The organism is Inquilinus ginsengisoli, from assembly GCF_031453975.1.
In the GTDB taxonomy this organism is placed as follows: Bacteria; Pseudomonadota; Alphaproteobacteria; order DSM-16000; family Inquilinaceae; genus Inquilinus; species Inquilinus ginsengisoli_A.
In genome coordinates this window covers 112,473-134,621 of sequence record NZ_JAVDPW010000007.1, presented here as the reverse complement: position 1 = coordinate 134,621, position 22,149 = coordinate 112,473, and the positions used below count along the sequence as shown (strand labels likewise).

The following is a 22,149-nucleotide window of genomic DNA, read 5'->3' as shown; positions in this document are numbered from 1 at the left end:
CTGACTACCGGTCGAGGCGACCGTGCGGGCCGCCCTCGCCCTCCGCCACCCGCAGCAGGTACTGGCCGTAGCCGCTCTTCTCGAAGCGCTTGGCCTGGACCACCAGCTCGTCGCGGCCGATGAAGCCCTCGAGATACGCGATCTCCTCCGGGCAGGCGACGCGGAGTCCCTGGCGCCGCTCCAGCGTCTGGACGTAGCCGGAGGCCTCGAGCAGGCTGTCATGGGTGCCCATGTCGAACCAGGCGAAGCCGCGGCCCATCTTCTGGACATGCAGGGCGCCGCGTTCGAGATAGGCGCGGTTGACGTCGGTGATCTCCAGCTCGCCGCGCGCGGACGGCTTCATGTTGGCGGCGATCTCGACCACATCGGCATCGTAGAAATAGAGGCCGGTGACGGCCCAGTTGGACGCCGGCTGGCGCGGCTTCTCCTCGATCGCGGCGGCGCGGCCGTCGGCGCCGAAGCTGACCACGCCGTAGCGCTCGGGGTCGGTGACGTAATAGGCGAAGACGGTGGCGCCCGACGGCTCGGCCGCGGCGGCGTGCAGCAGCTCCGGCAGGCCGTGGCCATGGTAGATGTTATCGCCCAGGATCAGGGCGGAGGGCCCGCCGGCGACGAAATCCGCGCCGATGACATAGGCCTGGGCCAGCCCGTCCGGGCTGGGCTGCACCGCATACTCGAAGGCCATGCCCCATTGCGACCCGTCGCCCAGCAGCCGCTGGAACTGCGGCATGTCGTGCGGCGTCGAGATGATCAGCACCTCGCGGATGCCGGCCAGCATCAGCACGCTGAGCGGGTAGTAGATCATCGGCTTGTCATAGACCGGCATCAGCTGCTTGGACGTGGCCAGGGTCAGCGGATGCAGCCGGGTGCCGCTGCCGCCGGCGAGGATGATGCCTTTCAAGGATGGACCTCCGGTGCGGTTGGGCAGATCGGGCGAGCGCGTGGACTCGCCGAGTCCACTGCGATATAGCAGGGCGCCCCGCAATCAGAAAGAGCGGCCCTGATGGTTTTCGACGCCGGGACGGATGCCGGCCTGCCCTCCGGGATGCCGACCGGCCGGCACCGATGAGACTGCGCCGCCGAAGCCTGCCCGAGCGCCTGCGCCGGTCGGTCCGCAAGCGCTGGCGGCGGCTGAGAGGCCTGCCGGCACTGCCGACCAAGGCGTCGCCGCCGCTGCGGCAGGCCGATCCCCGGATGCCCGGCGCGGCGACCGCGTGGCTCGACATTGTCCGGCCCTATGCCCCGGCGGAGCCGCCGCGCGAGGTGGCGTTGTTCGTCACCCATTCGCGCAACGGCCGTACCCTGCGCCGCCATGTCGGGCACTATGTGCGGGCGCTGCAGGCGGAAGGGGTCGCGGTCGTCCTCATCGTCGCCGCGGACACGCCTGACATCGCCGTGCCCGAGGATCTCGCGCGGTCGCTGGCCGGGCTCTACATCAGGCAGAATCTCGGCTTCGACTTCGCCGCCTGGGCCCATGTGATGCAGCGGGAGCTGGCGGTGTTCCGGTCGGACGCGCTGTACCTCGTCAACGACAGCCTGTACGGGCCGTTCAACGCGGTGGATTTCGGCGCCCTCATGGCCCGCATCCGGGCTGCCGGCAGCGACATCGTCGGCCTGACCGAGAGCCACGATAAGGGCTGGCATCTGCAGAGCTTCTTCCTGTGCCTGAAGCGGTCGGCCTTCTCCCATCCCGATTTCCATCACTTCTGGCAGGATGTCCGCGCCTATCCGGACAAGCAGGACGTCATCGACCTGTACGAGGTGGCCTTCTGCGGCCGGATGCGCGACGCCGGCCTGGCCTGCGCCGCCCTGTTCGAGAACCCGACCCGCGACAACCAGACGGCCTTCGCCTGGCGCGAGCTGATCGACCGCGGCTTCCCCTTCATCAAATCCGCGGTGCTGAGCGGCGCCTTGCCGCCGGCTGTGGTGCGGGAGGGATGGGAGGCGGCGCTGGCCGCGCGCGGCTACGACATCGGCCTGGTCGATGAGGCGCCCGCCGGCGACCCGCCGCCGGCGTCCGGCCTCACCCGCACCCGGCGCCGCCGCGCCTTGGCGGAGCGGCTGCGAGCCGACCCGGCGCCTCTGCGACTGGCCTATATCGGGCCCTGGACCCATGCCGGGGCCGCGGGCGAGGCCGGCCGAGACATCGTCGCGGCGCTGTTCCACACCGGGCACGAGATCAACCTGCATCCGCTGGAGCGTGACATCGGCGCGGACCGGCGCCTGTCGCCAGCCTGGGACGTCCGCAGTTTCGACGGCGCCCCGGATGCGGTGCTGATCCAGCTGGAGTCGGCCACTCTCGACGAGGAGCAGCAGGCCCTGTGCGAAAGCGCGACGATCCGGATCGGCTTGTGGGACACGATGCCCGCGCAGGTCCCGGTCGTGACGGTCGATGCGGTGTGGCCGCCCCGGCTGGGATCGGGCGAGGCGATCTCGGCACGGCTGCGCGACCTGTTGGCCGGCCAACCGTGATGCCCCTGCCCCGCCGGCGCCAGACGCCGTCCCTCGCCGCCTTCAGCCACCTGATCCCGGTGCCACTCGACCCGGCCCTGCAGCCGATCGACCCGGGCGTGCTGGTCGGCCGGACCTTCGGCGACGATACTTGGCTGTTTGTGGCGCCCGCCCGGGCCCGGCTGAACCGGGACGCCTTCTCTCATCTCGATGCCACGGCGCTGCGCGCCCGATCGGATGCCGGCATCGTCTACGCCGATAGCGGGCGGATCCGGGGCCGCGACCTAGTGGGGCTGGACTGCAAGCCACAGCTCAACCCCAGCCTGCTCCTGGCCCGAGACTACATCGGCCTGCCGCTGCTGATCCGCGGCTCCGTCTTCACCCGCCTCGGCGGCCTGCGCGCCGAGCACGGGCCGGCCGCCTGGTACGATCTCTGCCTGCGGGCGCTGCGCGCCGGCATCGGCTTCGACCGCATCGCCGCCACCCTAATCGGCCTGCCGCAGCAGCTGGCGCCGCCTGATGCCGCAGCCCGGGAAGCGGTGCTGCAACGGTACGTCCATGAGGACGGCGGCCGGTTCGAGATCCGCCCCGGCCTGGTACCCGGCGCGTTCCAACTGCGCCGGAACTTCGATAGCCACCCGACCGTCACCCTCGTCATCCCGACCCGGCAGAGCGGCCCGCCGGGCGGACCGCCCTACATCGTCGGGCTGCTGCAGAGCATCGAGGCCAGCAGCTGGCCGCTGGACCGCATCCGTATCCTGATCGGCGACGATCGGGCGGAGGATGGGATCTACCAGCAATCCCGCACCCGGCTGGACATCCGGCGCATCGTCACGGCGCGCATAGCAGGCGAGCCGTTCAGCTACGCCCGGAAGATGAACCGGCTGTGGCGGGAAGCGGAGACTGAGCTCCTCGTGCTGCTCAACGACGACATGACCATCCAGTCGCCGGACTGGCTCGAAGCGTTGTTCACCTTCGCATTGGAGGAGGATGTCGGAGGCGTCGGCGCCCGGCTTCTATTTCCCGACCGCCGCATCCAGCATGCCGGCATGGTCGGCGGCCTCTACGGCGGCTGCGGCCATCCCTGGTTCGGCCAGCCGGTCGGCCAGCCGAGCTACGGGGACTGGGCCGATGTTCACCGCGACTGGTGCGCCGTAACCGGCGCCACCTTCGCCACCCGCAGATCCGTGCTCGAACGCGCCGACGGATTCGACGAGCGCTTCAGCCTGGAATTCAACGACGTCGACCTGTGCCTGCGCCTGAAGACCCTGGGCTACCGGATCGTCTACACGCCACATGCCGAGCTGATCCACTACGAGAAATCGTCGCGGGGAGAGACGCCGCGCCCCGGCGACGAAGTCGCGTTGTTTCTCCGCCGCTGGGGCGATTTCCTGGCCGATGACCCGATGTACAATCCCCAGTTGGTCCGCTACGCCGAGGTCCAGCCACGGGCCGAGAGCTATGAGGCGGCATGGATGAAATGGGCATGACCGGCCCGATCCGCGGGGCTTCCGGATCTTGGCAGTGCTTTGCCAAGCCCGGCCGAACCAGGAGCGTGTGCGACTTGTCGCCTTGGCCAACGGTCCGCTACTCCGCGCCAAGACACTAGGCCATCTGCAGAAATTTCCGTATAGCTCATCCTCGCCATTCCCAGAGACACAGCGAAAGACGATTGGCACACCGATGAAGGACATTTCGGAGACCATCGAGTTTTTCACGCCGGAGCTCGGTTTCGACGTATCGCCCTACATCGCGACCGACCAGATCCAGGGCATCCATCACGTCGGCCGCTACCAGTGGGCGACATTGGCGCTCGCCGAAAAGCAGCCCGCCAGCGTGCTGGACGTCGCGTGCGGAGCCGGCTATGGCAGCTATATGCTGGCGCGGGCGTCGCCTGGGAGCAGAGTTTGCGGGGTCGATTACGACGAGCGCGCGGTGGCTCACGCGAAAACCCTCTATGACGCTCCGAACCTGACATATGCGACCGGCGACATGACCACCTGGAGGAGCGGTGGGGCACCGATGCCGAAACCCGACGTCATCGTGTCGTTCGATACGATCGAGCATCTGTCGCACCGCGAAATCGCCCTGATGCGCATGGCCGACAATCTCACCGACGATGGCTGGCTAATCCTGTCCACGCCCTGCGGCCATGACGAAACCCGGTTGTTTCCGGACTGGGAGCACCACAAGATCGAGTATAGCCATTTCGATCTGTTCGCGCTCCTGTCGAGGTTCTTCCACCAGGTCGTCCAGCAGCATGAAGCAGGTTTTCCCGCCGCGGACTTCTGGCCGACCAGGATAAATGTAGGCCGGGAGCTGTATGCGAACCGGATGAATCCGGTGGTCTGCAAAGCCCCCATCCGGCCGCCCGCCTATCGAAACGCTCCGTGACGGGGACCAAAGAGGGGCGCCCTGCCGTCAGCCCGCCTTTGTCGAAGCTTCCGAAACCCAGGACCAGTTCAGCCGTCGAGGAAAAGTCGATCTTGGTGTCAGAGTCCGTTCGCTGCCTAACCCCCACCTCCTTCATCGGGCCCCGTCATCTGAGTCCGTCGGCATGGCTGGAGCATGCGCCGTTCGCATTCTGGCTGATCGAGGCGATCCGTCCGCGCGTGGTCGTCGAGCTGGGCACCCACACCGGCTTCTCCTATCTCTGCTTCTGCCAGGCTGTGCAGCAGTTCGGCATCCCCGCGCGCTGCTATGCGGTAGACACCTGGGTCGGCGACGATCACGCGGGGTTCTATGGCGAAGGGGTCTTCGGCGCCCTCAGCGCCATCAACAGCGAGACCTATACCGGCTTCTCGAACCTGCTGCGCATGCGCTTCGACGAGGCCCTGCCCTACTTCTCGGACGGCGAGGTCGACCTGCTGCACATCGATGGCCGGCACGGCTACGAGGATGTGAGACGAGACTTCGAGACCTGGCTGCCGAAGCTGTCGGATCGCGCCGTGGTCCTGTTCCACGACACCAATGTCCGCGAGCGGGAGTTCGGGGTCTGGAGGCTGTGGCAGGAGATCTCCGGCAGCCATCCGTCGTTTGAATTCGTGCATGGCCACGGCCTCGGCGTCCTGGCCGTCGGTCGCGATATGCCGGACGGCATCCGCCCGTTGTTCGACAGCAACGATGCCGAGACCCGGGCCGGCGTGCAGGTCGCGTATGCCCGGCTGGGCGCGGCCGTCACCCAGCAGCATCGCGCACAGGCGCTGCGGTCCGAGCTGACGGACCGCCAGGCCGATCTGGCCCAGGCGCGCGAGCACCTGGCGACGCGCGAGTCCGAGGCCGATCGGCTCCGCGGCGACGTGTCGGCGCGCGAGGGCGAGCTTGACCGGCTCCGCCAGGAGGCGGCCGCACGCGCCTCGGAGGCTGCCGCACGGCTCGCAGAGATGGATCTTAAGAAGACCGCATTGGAGCAGCAGAAGGTTGCACTGGAGCAGCAACAGAAGGTTGCGCTGGAGCAGCAGAAGGTTGCACTGGAGCAGCAGAAGGCGGCATTGGAGCAGCAGCAACGGCTCCTCGCATCGGTCGAGGCCCGGAACCGGCACCTGGACACGAGCCTCTCCGAGCTGGCCCAGGCGAACGCCCGGCTGCGGTCCGCGGTCGAGAAGCAGACGGAGGTCCTTGCCCGGAAACGCCGGAGGCGGCTCGGCCGGACCGTATCGAAGAAGATTGCGCGGCCGGTTCGCAACGCCATGCGCTCGACGCGCCGCAAGATCAACGTCTTCGCCCATTTCCGCCGCTGGCGCCGGCGGGCGAGGCAGCAGCGCGTTCTGGAGCCGCAGACCGTTAGCATGATGGCGATGGCACTGCCGGTCGCGGCACGACGGACCGAACCCGTCCCGACCCGCTCCCTGGCCGTGGACGTGATCGTCTGCGTCCACAATGCACCGGACGACACGCGGCGATGCCTCGACTCCGTGATCGCCCATACGCTGCCGCCCTATCGTATCATCATCGTCGACGACGGCAGCGGCGATGCGGCGCGGGAGCTGGTGACGCGTTTCGCGCAGCAGCACGGCGCGACCCTGATCCGGCACGATCGGGCGCAGGGCTATACCTTCGCGGCGAATGTCGGGCTGCGCGCCTCGACCGCCCCCTGGGTGGTCCTCCTGAACAGCGACACGATCGTGACCGAAGGCTGGATCGACCGCATGGTTGCGACTGCCGAACGGGATCCGCGGATCGGGCTGGTGGGTCCGCTGTCAAACACCGCGTCCTGGCAGTCCGTGCCGCATGTCGCGAAGAACGGCGATTGGCACGACAATCCGCTGCCCGACGACGTCGACGTCGACAAGATGGGGCAGCTCGTGGCCCAAGCCTCCGTCCAACAGGGAATGCCAATCCCATTCCTGAACGGCTTCTGCCTGGCCGTTCGCCGGGCCACCCTCGACGACGTCGGGCTGTTCGATGAGGAGAACTTCGGCCAGGGCTACGGCGAGGAGAATGATTTCTGCATTCGCGCCCGAAATCGCGGATGGAAGCTGATCGTGGCCGACGACAGCTATGTTTTTCACGCCCAGTCCAAGAGCTATTCTTCGGAAAGGCGGCTGGCGCTTGCCAAACGCGCCGACGATACTCTGAAGCGCAAGCATGATCTGGAAAGGGACGTCCACGTCCCGGTGCTGTTCTGCCGCGACGGCCTGGGCCTGGCGGGGGTCCGCGCCCGCGTCGAGGCGGCCATGCTCCGGGACAGGCTCGCGAAGCAAGGCCGCGCGTTGTGGCACGGTCGTAGGGTTGGCATCATCCTGCCCACCGCCGAGGCCGGGGGTGGATCCAATGTCGTCCTGCAGGAAGCGCGCGCCTTGTGGCGCATGGGCGTCGACGTCTCGATCATCAATTTCGCCCGGCACCGTCCCGTCTTCGAGGCCTCCTATCCAACTCTGGAACTGCCCTGCGTCTATGCTCAGGACGAGGCGGAACTGCGCCATATTCTGGCCAGCCGCGAGCCCGGCTTCGATGTGTTGATCGCCACGCTGTACGCATCGGTGTTCTGGCTGCCCGAACCCGATCCAGACGTCGTGCTGGCATACTACTCCCAGGATTTCGAGCCCTGGTTCTTCGAAAAGGGCTCGGCCGGCTACCAGCAGGCCCTGGCATCCTACACCGCTCGCCGGGATGTCCGGATCTTCACGAAGACGGGATGGAACGCAGACCGGATCGAAGCCATTGGCTGCCCACGACCCCGGACCATCGGCCCGAGCGTGGATCTCGACCTTTACAGGCCGGCGCCCTCGATGAACCCACATCACGCAGATCCGGTCCGGATCTGCGCGATGGTCCGGCCCTCATCGCCACGCCGGTCCCCGGAGTTGACGCTCGACATCCTGCGCCGGCTTCGTAGCGAATTCGGCACCGCCGTCGAGATCACGACCTTTGGAGACGACAGGATCGCGCCCGACACGGCGGTGATCGGGGATATCCGTCAGCTCGGCGCCATCAGCCCGGGCCGCGTGGCGACGATCATGGAGGAATCGGACATTTTCCTCGACTTTTCGGTCTGGCAGGCCATGGGGCTGACCGCCCTGGAAGCCATGGCCAGCGGCTGTGCTGTCATCGGCCCCATCGAAGGGGGCGCCGGAGAGTTTCTGCGCCACGAGGAAACCGGGCTGCTGGTGGACACCCGGGATGCCAAGGCTTGCTACGCGGCCGCGGCCCGGCTGGTCACTGATCGCGATTTGCAGATCCGGCTACGCCTCGCCGCCGTCACGGAGGCCGCGAAGCACACCCCAGAGGCAGCGGCGTTCCGCATGATGTCCGTCTTCTTCGAAGGAACCCTCGAAACCAGCGCCCTCGCGGACATGGCCTCCACGGGCTGAGAGGCCCGGCGGCAGCCGGGCTATCCGCGGCCCTGGCTGGCGCCCGACGCCAGCGCGACGATCCCGCCGGCGACATCCCCCCACCGCCGCAGACTAGCGGCGCGGATGTGATCCTCCCGCCCCCGCACATGATCCGGCTCCGCGATCGCCCGCCCGATCACCCGCCGCATGTCCTCCAGATCATAGGGATCGACATACTCCGCTAGGTCGCCCCCGACCTGGGGCATCGATGATGTCTTCGATGCGATGCAGTGCTTGCCGAACCACAGGCTCTCACCGATCGGCAGTCCCCAGCCCTCGTACAGGCTGGGGAACACGGTGAAGCGGCAGTTGCGGTACAGGAACGCCAGTTCGGCATCCGAGGGCACCTCGGCCAGCGCGGCGTAACCGCCGAGATTGCCGGTGGCGCGCAGCAGGTCGAACACGTCCTCGGTCTGCCAGCCACGCTGCCCGGCCAGCACCAGCCGCGGCAGCCCGACCCCGAGATCCTGGCGCAGCTGGGCCCAGACCTTGCACAGGGCTAGCGTGTTCTTGCGCACCTCGATGGTGCCCACGCACAGGACGAAAGGGTGCTCGGCCAGGGCGCGGACGGCATGGCCGATCGGCACCCCGTCATCGCCGACATCGCCCATGAACTCATGCGCCAACGGCACCACGCGGGTCGGGATTTCGCCGCCCGCCGCCGGCATCACCATTCGCAGGTCAGCCTCGGTCTGGTCGGAGACGCAGAGGAAGCCCGAGACGTAGCCGGGCGTGCGCTCCAGGAACTTGCGGAACTCGACGTCGTGCCCTGGCTTCGACAGCCATGGCTTCAGCAGCGGGATGACGTCGTGAATCATCTGGAAGATGGCGGTGCCGGCCTTTTTCCGCCCTGCGAGATAGGCGATGTAGGGTTCATTGCGGAAGTTGGGTGCCAGCAGAAGAATGCGATCCTCCGGCCGCAACGACGGTTCGGCGAGGTGCGGGCCGGAGCCGCCATCGCCCAGTGCCCGCCAGCGCAGCCGATCGATCCTGGTGCCGATTCGGCGCCGCAGCCCCTGCTTCCGCCCCTCGGCGTCGTCGGGCACGGCCATGTCGCGCAGGAACGCATCCCGATGCGCCTCGAACCGGTAGTCAGGACCCAGGAAGGACAGGTCGATCTCGACCACCCGGCGCAGCTTCGGATGCCAGGCGATGCCGCGGATCGCCGCCGGCCCATGCGTCGCCACCAGATGGCCGACGACGCGGAGCACGACACGCTGGATGCCGGTCACGGTCGCATGCTTGCGCGCATGCGCCAGGATGGTGGTCATGTCGCAGAAGATGCGGGGCGCGGCGGCCCCTCCAGGCCCAACCACTCAGTCCGACCCGCGGCAAAGCAGCAGGCTCATCCTGCCACCGCAACCGGCAGCGGCGCCTCGGCCTCCGACGGCTCGTCCTCGGCGGTCTGCATCAGCCACAGCCGGGCGTAGAGGCCGCCGCGCTGCAGCAGCTCGGCATGGCTGCCGATCTCGGTGATCTGGCCCTGGTCCATGACGTAGATCAGGTCGGCGCTGCGCACGGTCGACAGGCGGTGCGCGATCATCAGCGTGGTGCGCCCGACCATCAGCCGGGTCAGCGCATCCTGCACCAGCCGCTCGCTCTCGGTGTCGAGCGCCGAGGTCGCCTCGTCCAGCAGCAGGATCGGCGCGTTCTTCAGCATCGCCCGGGCGATCGACAGGCGCTGCCGCTGGCCGCCGGAGAGGCGTACGCCGTGCTCGCCGATCTGGGTGTCGTAGCCCTGCGGCAGGCTGGCGATGAAGTCGTGCGCCGCGGCGCCGCGGGCCGCCGCCTCGATCTCCTCCTGGCTCGCGCCCGGCCGGGCATAGGCGATGTTGTCGCGCACCGAAGCGTCGAACAGCGTGGTCTCCTGGCTGACCAGACCGATCTGCTCGCGCAGCGAATGCTGGGTAACGTCGCGGATGTCGTGGCCTTCGACCCGCACGGCGCCGCTGGTCGGATCATAGAAGCGCGGGATCAGGTTCAGCAGCGTCGACTTGCCGGCGCCCGACGGCCCGACCAGTGCCACGGTGCGGCCGGCCGGAATCTCGATCGAGACGCCGCGCAGCGCCGGGATCGAGGGCCCGTAGGAGAAATGCACGTCCTCCAGCGCGATCGCGCCGGTGGCCTTCTCGATCACCGCGGCGCCGGGCCGGTCGACGATGCCGGGCCGCTTGTCGATCATGGCGAAGATGCCCTCCGCCGCCGTGATGCCCTGCTGGATCGAGCCCCAGGTGTTCACGATCCGCTTCAGCGGGTCGTAGGTCAGCATCAACGCGAGGACGAAGGCGAAGAACGAGCCGGTGGTGCGGTTCCCGGCGATGACCTGCCCGCCGCCATAGTAGATCACCGCACCGATGGCGACACCCGACAGCACCTCCATGAAGGGGGCGTTGTAGGATTTGATCTTGGTCATCCGCTGCATCATGCGCGACACCGACCACACGATCTTTTCGGTCGCCGTGATCGTCCGCTGCTCGGCGTTGTAGGCCTTGACGTGGCGGATGCCCTGGAACACCTGGGTGAGGTAGCTGGTCATCTCGCCCATGCCGAACTGCGACTTGCGCGTCACCTTGCGCAGGTCGCGGCCGACCTTGATCAGCGGGTAGACCGACAGCGGGAAGGTGACGGAGGCGATCAGGGCCAGCCTCCAGTCCTGGTAGAACATCGCCGCCACCAGCCCGACCAGCGTCATCGCGTCGCGGCCGATCGCCGCCGCGCTGGTCGAGACCGCGCCGAGCACCGCCTGGACGTTGAAGGTGAACTGGCTGACCAGATGGCCGGAGGCGGTGGCGTGGAAGCTGGCCAGGTCGTCCCAGATCTTGGCCCGGAACATGCGCATCTGCAGGTCGCCCACGATGCGCCGGCCGATGCTGTTCATCACCACGGTGAAGCCGTAGGTCGCCCCGCCCCGCACGAAGAAGACGGCGATGACGAGAAGCGAGATCGGCACCAGCAGGTCCGTCCGCCGGTCGGTGAAGATGCCGTCCAGGATGTGCTGGCTGACGAACGGGATGGCCGAACTCGCCGCCGCGGTCGCGAACAGGCAGGCGAAGGCGATCACGAAACGCCAGAAATGGCCCTTCATGTGGTCGGTCAGCAGCCGCTTCGCGATCTGCCAGTCGGTCAGCTGCCCGGGGGCGCGTGGCGCGCGTGGTAACTTGCTCATGGGGTGCTCATATAGCGCCCCGCGGCCGATCCGCCAAATGACAGTCGCGACAAGGGGCAGGAAATTGGCCCGGATGCCCGGTCACGGCAGCTCTGGCCGGAAACACGACGGGGTGCGCCGACCCTGCCGCCGGGCCGGATGGTCCGGCCGCGGCAGGGCGCGCACCCCGCGAATGGCTGCCGGCCGCCGCCCGGAGGGGCGAGGCCGGTGGGTCACATGGCCTCAGCGGCTATAGGTACCGCGGGCGATGGAGTCGAAATCGGCCGGGCCGATGCCGAGCTCTTCCATCTCGCGCCGGTCGAGCTTCAGCAACTCGTTGTGGATCCGCGTGTATTCGCGGTGCTCGGCGATGCGATGGGCCACGGCCTGGCGGACACGACCGAACAGGGTGGTCGGGCGGGCGGCGGCGGGGGCGAAATCCAAAACGTCGATATGCATGCTTACCTCATTGCCGGCCAGTGCCGGCTCCTTCCAGAGTCTTCGTACCCATCCAATGTAGGATGTTTGGGTCGGAACAGGATCAGCGTTTTTGCAGTGCAGCAATGGTAAGCCCGCATGTCATGACTTTGCCACGCTTCCGCCCGGGCGAGCGCGCGCTGCCTCTAGGTCGAGATGGTTGCCGATCGAAAGGTCTGCGCGCCTATGGCTTTCTTGGGGCCGAGAGGCCGAATTCGGCCAGCCAATTCATCCGATATTGTGTTGTGAAATTCTGAGATCCACACAGCGCATGCCGCGATTCATTGACGCGCCCGCTGCGGCGTTCTATCTAAACGGCAACGGAATGATCCCCCGCAACGGATCCGCGGCGATTTGATGGGAAGCAGCTTGCGCCCGCGACACCAACCGCTAAAGCGCCACGATGCAGGTCGTGGTTCCCTCGGATCGCGAGGCGAGGACACGACGATGACCAGGACGGTTCCCCACAGCCCTTTTGCGCCCCGGCCGCTTTCGACGGCAGCCGCGATGCGGATGCGCTGTCGCCGCGCCTGATCCCGGGGCCCCGCCCCTCGTCCTGCGGCCCCTGCCCTGCGCCGGCCGGCCGCTCCCCGATCCCGACCGCTCCCACCATCCGGCATCCCTCATGATCCGCCTCGACTCCGTCTCCAAGACCTTCAACCGCGCGGGCCAGGCCCAGGTCGCGGCGCTGGCCGACGTCTCGCTCACGGTCGAGCGCGGCGAGATCTTCGGCGTGATCGGGCCCAGCGGCGCTGGCAAGTCGACCCTGATCCGCCTGGTCAACCTGCTGGAACGCCCGACCGCGGGCACCGTGACGGTCGACGGCACCGAGCTGACGGCCCTGCCGGAATCCGCCCTGCGGGCCGAACGCCGGAAGATCGGCATGATCTTCCAGCATTTCGCGCTGCTGTCGTCGCGCACCGTGTTCGGCAATGTCGCCCTGCCGCTGGAGCTGGCCGGGCTGGACCGCCGCACCATCGCCGCACGGGTCGACCGGCTGCTGGAGCTGGTCGGGCTGACCGACAAGCGCGACCGCTACCCGGCCGAGCTGTCGGGCGGGCAGAAGCAGCGCGTCGGCATCGCCCGGGCCCTGGCCAACGAGCCCAACGTCCTGCTGTGCGACGAGGCGACCTCGGCGCTCGACCCCGAGACCACGGCGTCGATCCTGCAGCTCCTGGCCAAGATCAACCGCGAGCTGGGCCTGACCATCGTGCTGATCACCCATGAGATGGCGGTGATCAAGGCGATCTGCCATCGCGTCGCGGTGCTGGAGCACGGCCGCGTCATCGAGCAGGCCCGGGTGTTCGACCTGTTCACCCGGCCGCAGACCGCCACCTCGCGCGCCTTCGTCGCCAGCGTCACCGGCGCCGAGCTGCCGGGCGACCTGGCGGCCAAGCTGTCCGAGGCGCCGCTGGCCGGCGGCGAGACCGTGCTGCGGCTGGTCTTCGCGGGCTCCCAGGCCGGCACCACCGCGATCGGCCAGCTGGCCCGCCGCCTGGGCGTCGACGCGGCGCTGCTGCACGGCCGGGTCGACAGCGTGCAGGGCGCACCGTTCGGCACTCTGATCGTCTCGATCCCCGGCGGGCCGGAGACGGCGCGGCCGGCGATCGATTTCCTCACCTCCCTCAAGCTTTCCATCGAGGTCCTGGGCCATGTCCCCGCAACTCTTCGCGCTGTTGGCTGACGCCGCCTGGGCGACGCTGTACATGGTCGCGGTCGCCGCCGCGATCGGCACCCTGCTGGGCGGGCCGATCGGGGTGTGGCTGGCGACCAGCGGCAAGGGCGAGCTGTTCGCGGCACCTGCCGCCAACCGCATTGTCGGCCTGGTGGTCAACGCCACCCGCTCCACCCCCTTCATCATCCTGGTGGTGGCGATCATCCCCTTCACCCGACTGGTGGCCGGCACCTCGATCGGCACCACCGCCGCGATCGTGCCGCTGACCATCGCCTGCGTGCCCTTCATCGCCCGGATCATCGAGGCGTCGGTGCGCGAGGTCGACCAGAGCCTGGTCGAGGCGGCCAAGGCGATGGGCGCCTCGCCGCTGCAGATCGTGCGCAAGGTGCTGGTGCCCGAGGCGATGCCGGCGATCGTGCTGGGCCTGACCCTGACCGTGGTCAGCCTGATCGGCTATTCCGCCATGGTCGGCGCGGTCGGCGGCGGCGGCCTGGGCGATCTGGGCATCCGCTACGGCTACCAGCGCTTCATGCCGGAGATGATGGCCGCGGTGGTCATCGTCCTGATCCTGTTCGTGCAGGCGGTGCAGATGGCCGGCGACCGGCTGGCCCGCCGCGTCAACAAGCGCCAGCGCGCCGGCTGAACTTTTCCCATCCGAGGGGGATACTGATGAGCCTGAAGACCATTCTGGCCGCGGCGGCGCTTGCCCTGCTGGCGCAGTCGGCGGCAGCCGAGACCGTGAAGATCGGCGTCACGCCGGGCCCGCATGCCGAGATCCTGGAGCAGGTGAAGCCGATCGCGCATGCCAAAGGCCTCGACATCGAGATCGTCGAGTTCACGGACTACGTCGTGCCGAATGCGGCGCTGGACACCGGCGAGCTCGACGCCAACTCGTTCCAGCATGAGCCGTACCTCGTGAACGAGATCGAGAAGCGCGGCTACAAGATCAGCAAGGTGGCCAACACCGTCACCTTCCCGATCGGCATCTATTCCAAGAAGATCAAGGCGATCGGCGAGCTGCGCGACGGCGCCGTGGTCGGCATCCCCAACGACCCGACCAATGGCGGCCGCGTGCTGCTGCTGCTGCAGAGCGCCGGGCTGATCAAGCTGGCCGACGGCACCGGGCTGAAGCCGACCGTGGCCGACATTACTGACAACCCGAAGACGCTGCAGATCGTGGAGCTGGATGCGGCGCAGCTGCCGCGGTCACTCGACGACACCGACATCTCGGCGATCAACACCAACTACGCGGTCGAGGCCGGGCTGGACCCGGCGAAGGATGCGGTGCTGCGCGAGGCCGCCGACGGTCCTTACGTCAACATCATCGCGGTGCAGACGGCGCGCAAGGACGAGCCCTGGGTCAAGATCCTGGTCGACAGCTATCACAGCGATGCGGTGAAGCAGTTCCTGGCCACCCGCTTCAAGGGCGCGGTGGTCGCCGGCTGGTAGGCCGGAGGTGGGGCGGACGGTCAGTCCTGCGGGACGTTGTCGAGCGAGTGGCGGCCGCCGCCGGCCCCGGCGATGAAGAGCAGCGCGCCGAACAGCGCGACGTTGCTCATGAACACGACGAAGTCGAACTCGAACCGGTCCGGCGGCGAGTTCCAGAAGCCGTGGAAGATCACGGTGGCGACGACGGTGAAGCCCGCCAGCACCAGCGCCGCCAGCCGGGTGTGCCAGCCGAGCAATAGGAAGGCGCCGGCGACGATCTGCAGCGCCGCGGCGCCGCCCAGCAGCAGTTCCGGCATCGGCAGGTCCTTGGCGGTCATCATCGCCATCGTCGCCGCCCAGTCGGGGATCTTGAACAGGCCGGAGGCGAAGAAGACCATCGCCAGGCAAAGCCGGCCGAACAGCTGGATCAGGTCGAGCCCGGAATTCCGCTCGATTGTGGTGTGCGCGTCCATGGTGGTCGAGGACATGAAAAAGGTTCGCTTGTGCAGTGACTATGGGTGGAATCTAACACCACCATTGTGGCCGCGCCGTGTCGGCGATCACAGGATCCCGCCAAGCCCTGCCTAGCCCTCCGGCTTCGTCCGCCGCAGCAGCCGGCTTTCCCCGGCCAGGTCCGCCAGCAGCCGGATCAGGGCGCCCTGGCGGCGCGTGCCGGTCTTGTCGAACACGAAGCGCAGCTGGGTGCGCAGCGTCTCGCGGCTGAGCCGGTGCTGCGCCGCGATCTCGGTCAGCGACAGGCCGTCATGCAGCGCCAGGGCCAAGCGCGCCTCGGCCGGGCTGAGGCCGAACAGTGCCGGCAGCAGGCGCAGCAGGTCGCCCTGCCCTTGCCCGAGCGGCGTCAGGAACAGGGCGGCCGCCGCCCGCACCGATCCCATGGCGGGGGGCCGGCGCACCGGCAGGCGGCAGCCGCGGGCGATCAGCGCCGCCGGGCCGGCCGCGCCGAGCAGCCGGGTCAGCGCGGCATCGGGCGCGGGGTCGAGCACGGCCGCGATCAGGCCGCGCAGCGCCGTCGCCTCGGCCGGATCATCGGAGTCCAGCCGATGGCCGCGCAGGCGCAGCCGGCCGCTCTCGAACAGCTGCTCCGCCGCGGCGTTGCTGTGCACCACCCGGCCATCCGCGGTCAGCAGGATCAGCGCCTGGCCCAGCCGATCGAGCACATCCTCGGCCTGGCCGGCGCGGCCCGACAGGCCGTCGAAGCGCTGATGCAGCGCCAGCACCCGCCGGACATGCGGCACCAGCAGGTCGAGCCGGCGCAGCTCCACCGCGTTGAACGGACCAGCCCGGCGGGCCCGATGCACGCCGATGCCGGCCAGCCCGCCGAAGCCGGGCTCGATCGCGCCCATGGTCCAGCGATAGCCGTGCTCGTCGAGGAACGCGCCGAAGGGCTGGCGGTCGAACCAGCCGGGATCGACCACGACATGGCAGGCCTGGGCGGTCGGCGGCAGGCGGCGCCAGGCCGGCAGGCGCGGGTCCTCCAGCGCGTACTCCTTGAGGTAGCGGTCATGGGCCTCCGCGTCGTAGCCGACCGTGGCGGCGAGGCCCGGCGCCGGCGCGCCCTGGTTCAGCACCAGGACCTGCGCCGCCTCGCCACCGGTCCAGCTGCAGATCTCGTTCAGCGCCGGAATCCAGGCGTCCGGATCGTTCCCAGCGTCATAGATACGGCCGATCAGATCGCTCAGTCTTTCGAGATCCCCCAAGGCGGGCCTCCGTGACGGCAGCGTCGAATGGCATTTTATTCAAACCGGCCAGGACGGCGACAGGGGGCCCCGCCCCCCTGATTGCTGCGACAGATCAGCCCGTTGCCGCGATTTCCGCGACCAGGCGGTTGACCTCGGCCGCGGCCTCGATCGGCAGCATGTGGCCCTGGCCGGGGAAGAGGTGCAGCGCCACGGTGCCCGGCAGGCCCCAGCCGTGATGGGCCGGCAGGATGACATCGTTCATCCCCCACAACACCTTGACGGGCATGGTGAGTTCCCCCACCCGGTCGCGCAGCACCAGGCGCTGGGCGCCGGCGGTGAAGCACTGGTCGGCCAGGCGGCGCAGCGTCTGCCGCGTGCCGGGGCTGCGCATCACCGTCAGCACCAGTTCGCCCAGCGCCGGGGTGATCAGCGCCGGATCGGCATAGAGCGGGCGCAGCGTCGCCGCCAGCGCCTCCGGGTCGTCGGCGGTCAGCAGCCGGTCGATGAAGCCGGTGTTGACCTGGGCGCCCAGGCTGCCGGGCGCAATCAGGGTCAGCGACGCCGCGCGGTCCGGCCGGGCCAGCGCCGCCTGCAGCACCACCGCGCCGCCCATGGAGTGGCCGACCAGATGCGCCCGGCCGACGCCCACGGCATCGAGAAAGGCCAGCAGCGCCTCGGCCAGGCCGGGCACGCCGCCCGGGCCGAGATCCTTGGACGACCCGCCATGGCCGGGCAGGTCGAGCGCATAGACCGGGCGCCGGACCGACAGCGGCCCCTGGTTGGCGGCCCAGGTCAGGAGTTCGCCGGCGAAGCCATGCACCATGACGATCGGCGTGGCCTCGCCCGCGCCCATGCGGCGGTAGCGGATCGACCGGCCGTCGGCCAGGGCGACCTGCTGGGCGCGGACCCCGGCGGCCAGCGTCGCCGGATGCGCGGCCGGGGCCGGCGGTGCGGCCGTGGCGGCGCGGACATCGTCGGTGGTGACGCGGCCAAGCGGCCCACTGCCGGCGAGGTCGGCCAGGGCGACGCCGCCGCGATCCGCCAGCCGGCGCGCGGCGGGAGAGGCGCGGACGGAGGCACCTTCAGTGGTCCCCCCTCCCCTCGCGGGAGGGGGTAGGGGGAGGGGGTTGGCGCCGGGAGAACTGGCATCGGGATCAGCCGCGTCGGCTCCCTCCGATCGGGAACCCCCTCCCCCTGGCCCCCTCCCGCGAGGGGAGGGGGGACTCGAGACAGCCGCGGCCTTCGCCCCAACCGTCCCATCCTCCACCCGGGCGATCGGCGCCCCCACCGGCAGTCGGGTGCCGGCCTCGACCAGGATCTCCAGCAGGGTGCCGTCGGACAGCGCCGGCACCTCGACCACGGTCTTGTCGGTCTCGACCTCCAGCAGCACCTCGCCGCGGCGGTAACGGTCGCCGGGCTGCTTCAGCCAGGCCACGACCACACCCTCCTCCATGGTCTCGCCCAGCCGAGGCAGGGTCAGCAGCGCGCTCATCGCCGCAGCAGCCGGCGGGCGGCGGCGACCACGCCGGCGGCCTGGGGAATCGCCGCCTGCTCCAGCCCCGGCGCCACCGGGATCGGCACATCCTCGCCGGCCAGGCGCAGGATCGGCTCCTCCAGGAAGTCGAACGCACCCTCCTGCAGCCGGGCCGACAGCTCGGCCGAGACCCCGCCGGTCAGCGCGTCCTCGGTCAGCACGATGGCCCGGCCGGTGCGGCGCAGGGACGCGGTCATGGTCTCGTGGTCGAGCGGGTTGAGGGTGCGCAGGTCGATCACCTCGGCCTCGATGCCGTGGCCGGCCAGCGTCTCCGCCGCCTCCAGCGCCGTGAACACCATGCGGGAATAGGTGACGATGGTCAGGTCGCGGCCCGGCCGCCGCACCGCCGCCTTGCCCCAGGGCAGCGCCTCGTCCGGCGCGAAGGGCATGGTCCTGGTGTAGAGGCCCTTGTGCTCGATGAACACCACCGGGTCGGGCGATTTGAGCGCCTGGCGCAGCAGGACATAGGCGTCGGTCGCGGTCGCCGGCATGGCCAGGCGCAGGCCCGGCACGTGCAGGATCCAGGCCTCCAGGCTCTGGCTGTGCTGGGCGGCGGCGGAGCGGCCGGTGCCGCCCTGGGTGCGCAGCACCATCGGCACGCCGATCTGGCCGCCGAACATCGAGCGGATCTTGGCCGCCTGGTTGGCGACCTGGTCCATGGCCAGGCCGATGAAGTCGACATACATCAGCTCGGCCACCGGCCGCAGGCCGGTCATGGCCGCGCCGATCGCGGCGCCGACGATGATGGCCTCGGAGATCGGGGCGTCGCGCACCCGCTCGGCCCCGAACTCCTCCAGCAGGCCCTTGGTGACACCATAGGCGCCGCCGTAGCGGCCAACCTCCTCGCCCAGCACGATCACGGCCGGGTCCTCGGCCATCGCCTCGCGCAGGGCCAGGCGCAGCGCGTCGCGGTAGGTGATCTCGGCGGGATGCGCGCTCATGGTCCGAACACCCGGTCCAGCATGGCGGCCACCGGCTCCGGCGCCGGGGTCGCGGGGTCGTAGACATCCTCGAACAGCGCGGCGGCATCTGGCTCTGGCGCGGCGATGGCGGCATCCAGCGCCGCATCCATCTCCGCCGCCGCGGCATCGCGGATCGCGTCCAGCTCGGCCTCGCTGGCCAGGCCGGCGGCGAGCAGGCGGGCATGCTGGTGGGCAACCGGGTCGCGCTGGCGCCCCGCCGCCTCCTCCGCCGCGTCGCGATAGGGGCTCTTGTCCATCCGGGCGTGGCCGTGGAAGCGATAGCAGTCGATGGTGAGGAAGGCCGGCCGGCCTTCCCGCGCGCCGTCCAAGAGGCCGCGGGCGACGTCCAGCACCGCCTCGACATCGGTGCCGTCGGCCTGAGCCGCGGCGAGGCCGAAGCTGCGGGCGCGGCCGGAGAAGTCGAGCGAGGCCGAGGCCTGGTCGATCCGCGTGCCCATGCCGTACTGGTTGTTGATGCAGACGAAAGCGACCGGCAGCGACCACAGCGCCGCCAGGTTCATGCTCTCGTACAGGATGCCCTGCTGCAGCGCGCCGTCGCCGAAGAAGGCGACCGCGACCTGGCCCTGCCCCTGCGCCCGGTACGACAGGCCGGCGCCGACGACATGGGCGATGCCGCCGCCGACGATGGCGTTGGCACCGAGATGGCCGACGCCGCGGTCGGCGATGTGCATCGACCCGCCCTTGCCCCGGCAATAGCCGGTGGCCTTGCCCGCGATCTCCGCCATCATCCGGTCGGGCTCGCCGCCGCGGGCCAGGAAGATGCCGTGGCCGCGGTGATGGGTGGTGAAGCTGTCGCCGTCCCGCATCGCCGCGGCGACGCCGACCGCCGCCCCCTCCTCCCCGATCGAGAGGTGCAGCATCGACCCGGCGGTGCCGCCGCGCACGAACAGCTCGCCCACCCGCTCCTCGAACAGGCGGATGCGGACCAGCCGGCGGTAGAGGTCGAGACCGGCGGTGTTGCTGGTCATTCCTTGATCCCCGCCAGGGCGAACTGGACCTTGTGCACGGCGTTGGCCTGCAGCTCGCCGTAACCGGCGGCCAGGGCGGCGCGGTACAGCTCCGCGGTCACGGCGGTGCCCAGCATCGGCACGCCGCTGGCCTTGCCGAGGTCGAGCATCAGCCCGATGTCCTTGGCCATGTTCTTGAGGTGGAAGGCGGGCTCGAAGTCGTTCGCCAGGGTCTTGCGGGCGGCGCCGCGGATGACGCTGGAGGACCCGCCGAAACGGTCCAGCACCTCGATCACGCCTTCCGCCGCCAGGCCGTTCTTGCGGGCCAGGGCCAGGCCTTCGCCCAGCGCCGCGGTCTGGGCGGCCGACAGCAGGTTGCCGATCAGCTTCATCACCGCCCCGGCGCCGTTGGGGCCGAGATGGAAGGCGCCGCCGGAGATCGCCTCCAGGATCGGCCGCACCGAGTCCAGCACCGCCGCCTCGCCGCCGACGATGAAGCCGATGGTGCCGTCCCAGGCCTGGGCCTTGCTGCCATAGACCGGGGCGTCGAGATAGGCGTGGCCGGCCTCCGCGGCAGCCGTGGCCAGGGCGCGCGACACGGCGGGGTCGGTTGTGGTGCTGTCGACCACGACCGTGCCCTTAGCGGCATGGGCGAAGGCGCCGTCGGGGCCCAGCAGCAGGGCGCGCTGGGCGTCCGGACCGGTGACGCAGAGCATGATCCGGTCGCGGCCCGCCACCGCCGCGGCCACCGAGGCGGCGGCGTGGTAACCGGCATGGCCGGTGACCTCCTCCGGCAGGTCGACGGCGCTGCGGTTCCAGGCGTGGACGCTGTGCCCCGCCTTCAGCAGGTTGCGGACCATGCCCCGGCCCATCAGCCCGAGCCCGAGATATGCGATGTCGGCCATGGGTTCCGCCCTCCCGTCATGACGCGGCGCGGCCGGGGACCGGTCGCGCCGTTTCATACATCCTACAAAGGCTGGGCCGGGATGCCAGCGGCATCCGCTGCGGGGGATGGCGACATAGCGCGCGGGAGACCGCGAGCCTCTTCCCTCGGGAGAACGGGAGTGCGTCACCTCTCCCGCCTGGCGGGAGAGGCCGGGCTCGCGCAGCGAGACCGGGTGAGGGCTGGTCCCGGCCTCGACAAAACCCCCTCACCCGGAGGCGCAAACGCCTCCGACCTCTCCCGTGAACGGGAGAGGCAATGCGATCAGCAGGCTTCGACGACAGTTCGGGAGTGGCGCGGCCCATCGCCCGCTCAGCTGCTGTCCGGCGCCGCCAGCTTGGACGGCGCCCAGCCTTCCCCGGACTCCTCCGGCAGCTCGGCCCAGCCCTCCCCGGTCCCGGAGCCCACGGCGACCGCACCCGTGCCCTCCCCGGCCAAGCCGGCATCATCGCCGGTGCCATCATCCCGGCCCTGCGGCAGCGGGACCGAAGCCGGCGGCCGGCCGATCCTGCGGCAGACCTCGCGCACGAACTCCTCGGGCGACAGGGTGTCGAGCTGCACGTCCAGGATCTCGTCCTCGACCAGCTTCTCCCACACCGCCGACCGGGTGTGCTCGACGCTCCAGCCCTCCCCGGGCGCCGCGGCCAGCCGGGTCGCGGCCTCGGCGGCCTGCTCCCGGCGCCGGCGGCGGCGCTCCTGCTCGCCCGAGCCCTCCCGCTCGCCCTTGCGCATCAGGTACTCGGTGCGGATCCGCTCGGTCATGGCGATCGACAGCCGCAGCGACCGCGACAGCCGCGACTGCATCAGCGCGAAATCCGGCGCCTGCGGCCCCGCCAGGGTGACCGATTGCTGCTGCGCGGTCATCCGCTTGGCCCGCAGGTCGATCTCGGCCGCCTCGCGCAGCATGTGCAGCGCCCATCCCGTCCAGCGCAGGTCGGGATCGCTCGGCGGAGCCGGCTCGAGGGCGGAGGGCGCCTTGTCCATAGAACATATCATGAACAAGATCGGGAGTTAAGGATACGGACCTTCGTG

The 22,149-nt window shown here is 69.7% G+C and carries 18 protein-coding genes; 7 read left to right on the top strand and 11 right to left on the bottom strand.

Annotated elements, in window-relative coordinates:
* Nucleotides 1-4: 4 nt before the first annotated feature.
* A complete protein-coding gene (rfbA, locus tag E9232_RS20220) occupies nt 5-901 on the bottom strand; it encodes a glucose-1-phosphate thymidylyltransferase RfbA (protein ID WP_309796848.1) in 897 nt (298 codons plus the stop codon).
* 164 nt (nt 902-1,065) lie between these two features.
* Between rfbA and E9232_RS20215 the strand changes: the two genes are divergently transcribed.
* From E9232_RS20215 to E9232_RS20200, 4 genes are all read left to right on the top strand, one after another.
* Nucleotides 1,066-2,472, top strand: coding sequence for a rhamnan synthesis F family protein (locus E9232_RS20215; RefSeq protein ID WP_309796846.1), 1,407 nt, complete (start codon nt 1,066-1,068; stop codon nt 2,470-2,472).
* Complete coding sequence (locus tag E9232_RS20210; RefSeq protein ID WP_309796844.1) at nt 2,472-3,941, top strand: glycosyltransferase family 2 protein; 1,470 nt, start codon at nt 2,472-2,474, stop codon at nt 3,939-3,941. Before E9232_RS20215 ends, E9232_RS20210 begins: the two co-directional genes overlap by 1 nt.
* Nucleotides 3,942-4,134: 193 nt before the next feature.
* Nucleotides 4,135-4,845: a class I SAM-dependent methyltransferase gene (locus tag E9232_RS20205; RefSeq protein ID WP_309796842.1), complete on the top strand. Its 711-nt coding sequence runs from the start codon at nt 4,135-4,137 to the stop codon at nt 4,843-4,845.
* A 95-nt stretch (nt 4,846-4,940) separates the two neighbouring features.
* Nucleotides 4,941-8,264, top strand: a complete 3,324-nt coding sequence (locus E9232_RS20200) for a class I SAM-dependent methyltransferase (RefSeq protein WP_309797446.1) — start codon at nt 4,941-4,943, stop codon at nt 8,262-8,264.
* A 20-nt stretch (nt 8,265-8,284) separates the two neighbouring features.
* Here E9232_RS20200 and E9232_RS20195 read toward each other — a convergent pair whose 3' ends face one another.
* The 3 genes from E9232_RS20195 to E9232_RS20185 form a co-directional block, all read right to left on the bottom strand.
* Nucleotides 8,285-9,556 (bottom strand): glycosyltransferase family 4 protein, encoded by a 1,272-nt coding sequence (locus E9232_RS20195; RefSeq protein ID WP_309796841.1) that lies wholly within the window; start codon nt 9,554-9,556, stop codon nt 8,285-8,287.
* 74 nt (nt 9,557-9,630) lie between these two features.
* Nucleotides 9,631-11,451, bottom strand: coding sequence for an ABC transporter ATP-binding protein (locus tag E9232_RS20190; RefSeq protein WP_309796839.1), 1,821 nt, complete (start codon nt 11,449-11,451; stop codon nt 9,631-9,633).
* A gap of 222 nt (nt 11,452-11,673) precedes the next feature.
* Entirely contained in the window at nt 11,674-11,889 is a 216-nt protein-coding gene (locus tag E9232_RS20185; RefSeq protein WP_309796837.1) for a hypothetical protein, read from the bottom strand.
* 643 nt (nt 11,890-12,532) lie between these two features.
* Here E9232_RS20185 and E9232_RS20180 point away from each other — a divergent pair.
* From E9232_RS20180 to E9232_RS20170, 3 genes are read left to right on the top strand one after another with little or no spacing between them, the layout of a single operon-like run.
* Nucleotides 12,533-13,591 (top strand): methionine ABC transporter ATP-binding protein, encoded by a 1,059-nt coding sequence (locus E9232_RS20180; protein ID WP_309796834.1) that lies wholly within the window; start codon nt 12,533-12,535, stop codon nt 13,589-13,591.
* Nucleotides 13,560-14,225, top strand: a complete 666-nt coding sequence (locus E9232_RS20175; protein ID WP_309796832.1) for a methionine ABC transporter permease — start codon at nt 13,560-13,562, stop codon at nt 14,223-14,225. The genes E9232_RS20180 and E9232_RS20175 overlap by 32 nt, the downstream gene beginning before the upstream one ends.
* A 26-nt stretch (nt 14,226-14,251) precedes the next feature.
* On the top strand, nt 14,252-15,031 hold the full coding sequence (locus tag E9232_RS20170; protein ID WP_309796829.1) for a MetQ/NlpA family ABC transporter substrate-binding protein: 780 nt from the start codon (nt 14,252-14,254) through the stop codon (nt 15,029-15,031).
* 20 nt (nt 15,032-15,051) lie between these two features.
* On the opposite strand, the gene E9232_RS20165 is transcribed toward E9232_RS20170, so the two are convergent.
* From E9232_RS20165 to E9232_RS20135, 7 genes are all read right to left on the bottom strand, one after another.
* Nucleotides 15,052-15,498 (bottom strand): DoxX family protein, encoded by a 447-nt coding sequence (locus E9232_RS20165; RefSeq protein ID WP_309796827.1) that lies wholly within the window; start codon nt 15,496-15,498, stop codon nt 15,052-15,054.
* 96 nt (nt 15,499-15,594) lie between these two features.
* Nucleotides 15,595-16,728, bottom strand: a complete 1,134-nt coding sequence (locus E9232_RS20160; RefSeq protein WP_309796826.1) for a helix-turn-helix transcriptional regulator — start codon at nt 16,726-16,728, stop codon at nt 15,595-15,597.
* Nucleotides 16,729-16,822: 94 nt separating this feature from the next.
* Nucleotides 16,823-18,202: an acetoin dehydrogenase dihydrolipoyllysine-residue acetyltransferase subunit gene (locus E9232_RS20155; protein WP_309796825.1), complete on the bottom strand. Its 1,380-nt coding sequence runs from the start codon at nt 18,200-18,202 to the stop codon at nt 16,823-16,825.
* Nucleotides 18,199-19,185: an alpha-ketoacid dehydrogenase subunit beta gene (locus E9232_RS20150; RefSeq protein ID WP_309796823.1), complete on the bottom strand. Its 987-nt coding sequence runs from the start codon at nt 19,183-19,185 to the stop codon at nt 18,199-18,201. The genes E9232_RS20155 and E9232_RS20150 overlap by 4 nt, the downstream gene beginning before the upstream one ends.
* Entirely contained in the window at nt 19,182-20,195 is a 1,014-nt protein-coding gene (locus E9232_RS20145) for a thiamine pyrophosphate-dependent dehydrogenase E1 component subunit alpha (protein ID WP_309796820.1), read from the bottom strand. The genes E9232_RS20150 and E9232_RS20145 overlap by 4 nt, the downstream gene beginning before the upstream one ends.
* Nucleotides 20,192-21,079: an NAD(P)-dependent oxidoreductase gene (locus E9232_RS20140; RefSeq protein WP_309796818.1), complete on the bottom strand. Its 888-nt coding sequence runs from the start codon at nt 21,077-21,079 to the stop codon at nt 20,192-20,194. The genes E9232_RS20145 and E9232_RS20140 overlap by 4 nt, the downstream gene beginning before the upstream one ends.
* A 350-nt stretch (nt 21,080-21,429) precedes the next feature.
* Nucleotides 21,430-22,101 carry a hypothetical protein gene (locus tag E9232_RS20135; protein ID WP_309796816.1) on the bottom strand — a complete coding sequence of 224 codons (672 nt, stop codon included), beginning with the start codon at nt 22,099-22,101 and terminating at the stop codon, nt 21,430-21,432.
* Nucleotides 22,102-22,149: the final 48 nt, after the last annotated feature.

What these genes read in the sequence shown, in the direction of transcription:
- E9232_RS20190 (WP_309796839.1), bottom strand. Translation starts at nt 11,451, where the DNA reads ATGAGCAAGTTACCACGCGCGCCACGCGCCCCCGGGCAGCTGACCGAC.
- E9232_RS20150 (WP_309796823.1), bottom strand. Translation starts at nt 19,185, where the DNA reads ATGAGCGCGCATCCCGCCGAGATCACCTACCGCGACGCGCTGCGCCTG.
- E9232_RS20185 (WP_309796837.1), bottom strand. Translation starts at nt 11,889, where the DNA reads ATGCATATCGACGTTTTGGATTTCGCCCCCGCCGCCGCCCGCCCGACC.
- E9232_RS20165 (WP_309796827.1), bottom strand. Translation starts at nt 15,498, where the DNA reads ATGTCCTCGACCACCATGGACGCGCACACCACAATCGAGCGGAATTCC.
- E9232_RS20175 (WP_309796832.1), top strand. Translation starts at nt 13,560, where the DNA reads ATGTCCCCGCAACTCTTCGCGCTGTTGGCTGACGCCGCCTGGGCGACG.
- E9232_RS20140 (WP_309796818.1), bottom strand. Translation starts at nt 21,079, where the DNA reads ATGGCCGACATCGCATATCTCGGGCTCGGGCTGATGGGCCGGGGCATG.
- E9232_RS20135 (WP_309796816.1), bottom strand. Translation starts at nt 22,101, where the DNA reads ATGGACAAGGCGCCCTCCGCCCTCGAGCCGGCTCCGCCGAGCGATCCC.
- E9232_RS20215 (WP_309796846.1), top strand. Translation starts at nt 1,066, where the DNA reads ATGAGACTGCGCCGCCGAAGCCTGCCCGAGCGCCTGCGCCGGTCGGTC.
- E9232_RS20195 (WP_309796841.1), bottom strand. Translation starts at nt 9,556, where the DNA reads ATGACCACCATCCTGGCGCATGCGCGCAAGCATGCGACCGTGACCGGC.
- E9232_RS20145 (WP_309796820.1), bottom strand. Translation starts at nt 20,195, where the DNA reads ATGACCAGCAACACCGCCGGTCTCGACCTCTACCGCCGGCTGGTCCGC.
- E9232_RS20180 (WP_309796834.1), top strand. Translation starts at nt 12,533, where the DNA reads ATGATCCGCCTCGACTCCGTCTCCAAGACCTTCAACCGCGCGGGCCAG.
- E9232_RS20170 (WP_309796829.1), top strand. Translation starts at nt 14,252, where the DNA reads ATGAGCCTGAAGACCATTCTGGCCGCGGCGGCGCTTGCCCTGCTGGCG.
- E9232_RS20205 (WP_309796842.1), top strand. Translation starts at nt 4,135, where the DNA reads ATGAAGGACATTTCGGAGACCATCGAGTTTTTCACGCCGGAGCTCGGT.
- E9232_RS20155 (WP_309796825.1), bottom strand. Translation starts at nt 18,202, where the DNA reads ATGAGCGCGCTGCTGACCCTGCCTCGGCTGGGCGAGACCATGGAGGAG.
- E9232_RS20210 (WP_309796844.1), top strand. Translation starts at nt 2,472, where the DNA reads ATGCCCCTGCCCCGCCGGCGCCAGACGCCGTCCCTCGCCGCCTTCAGC.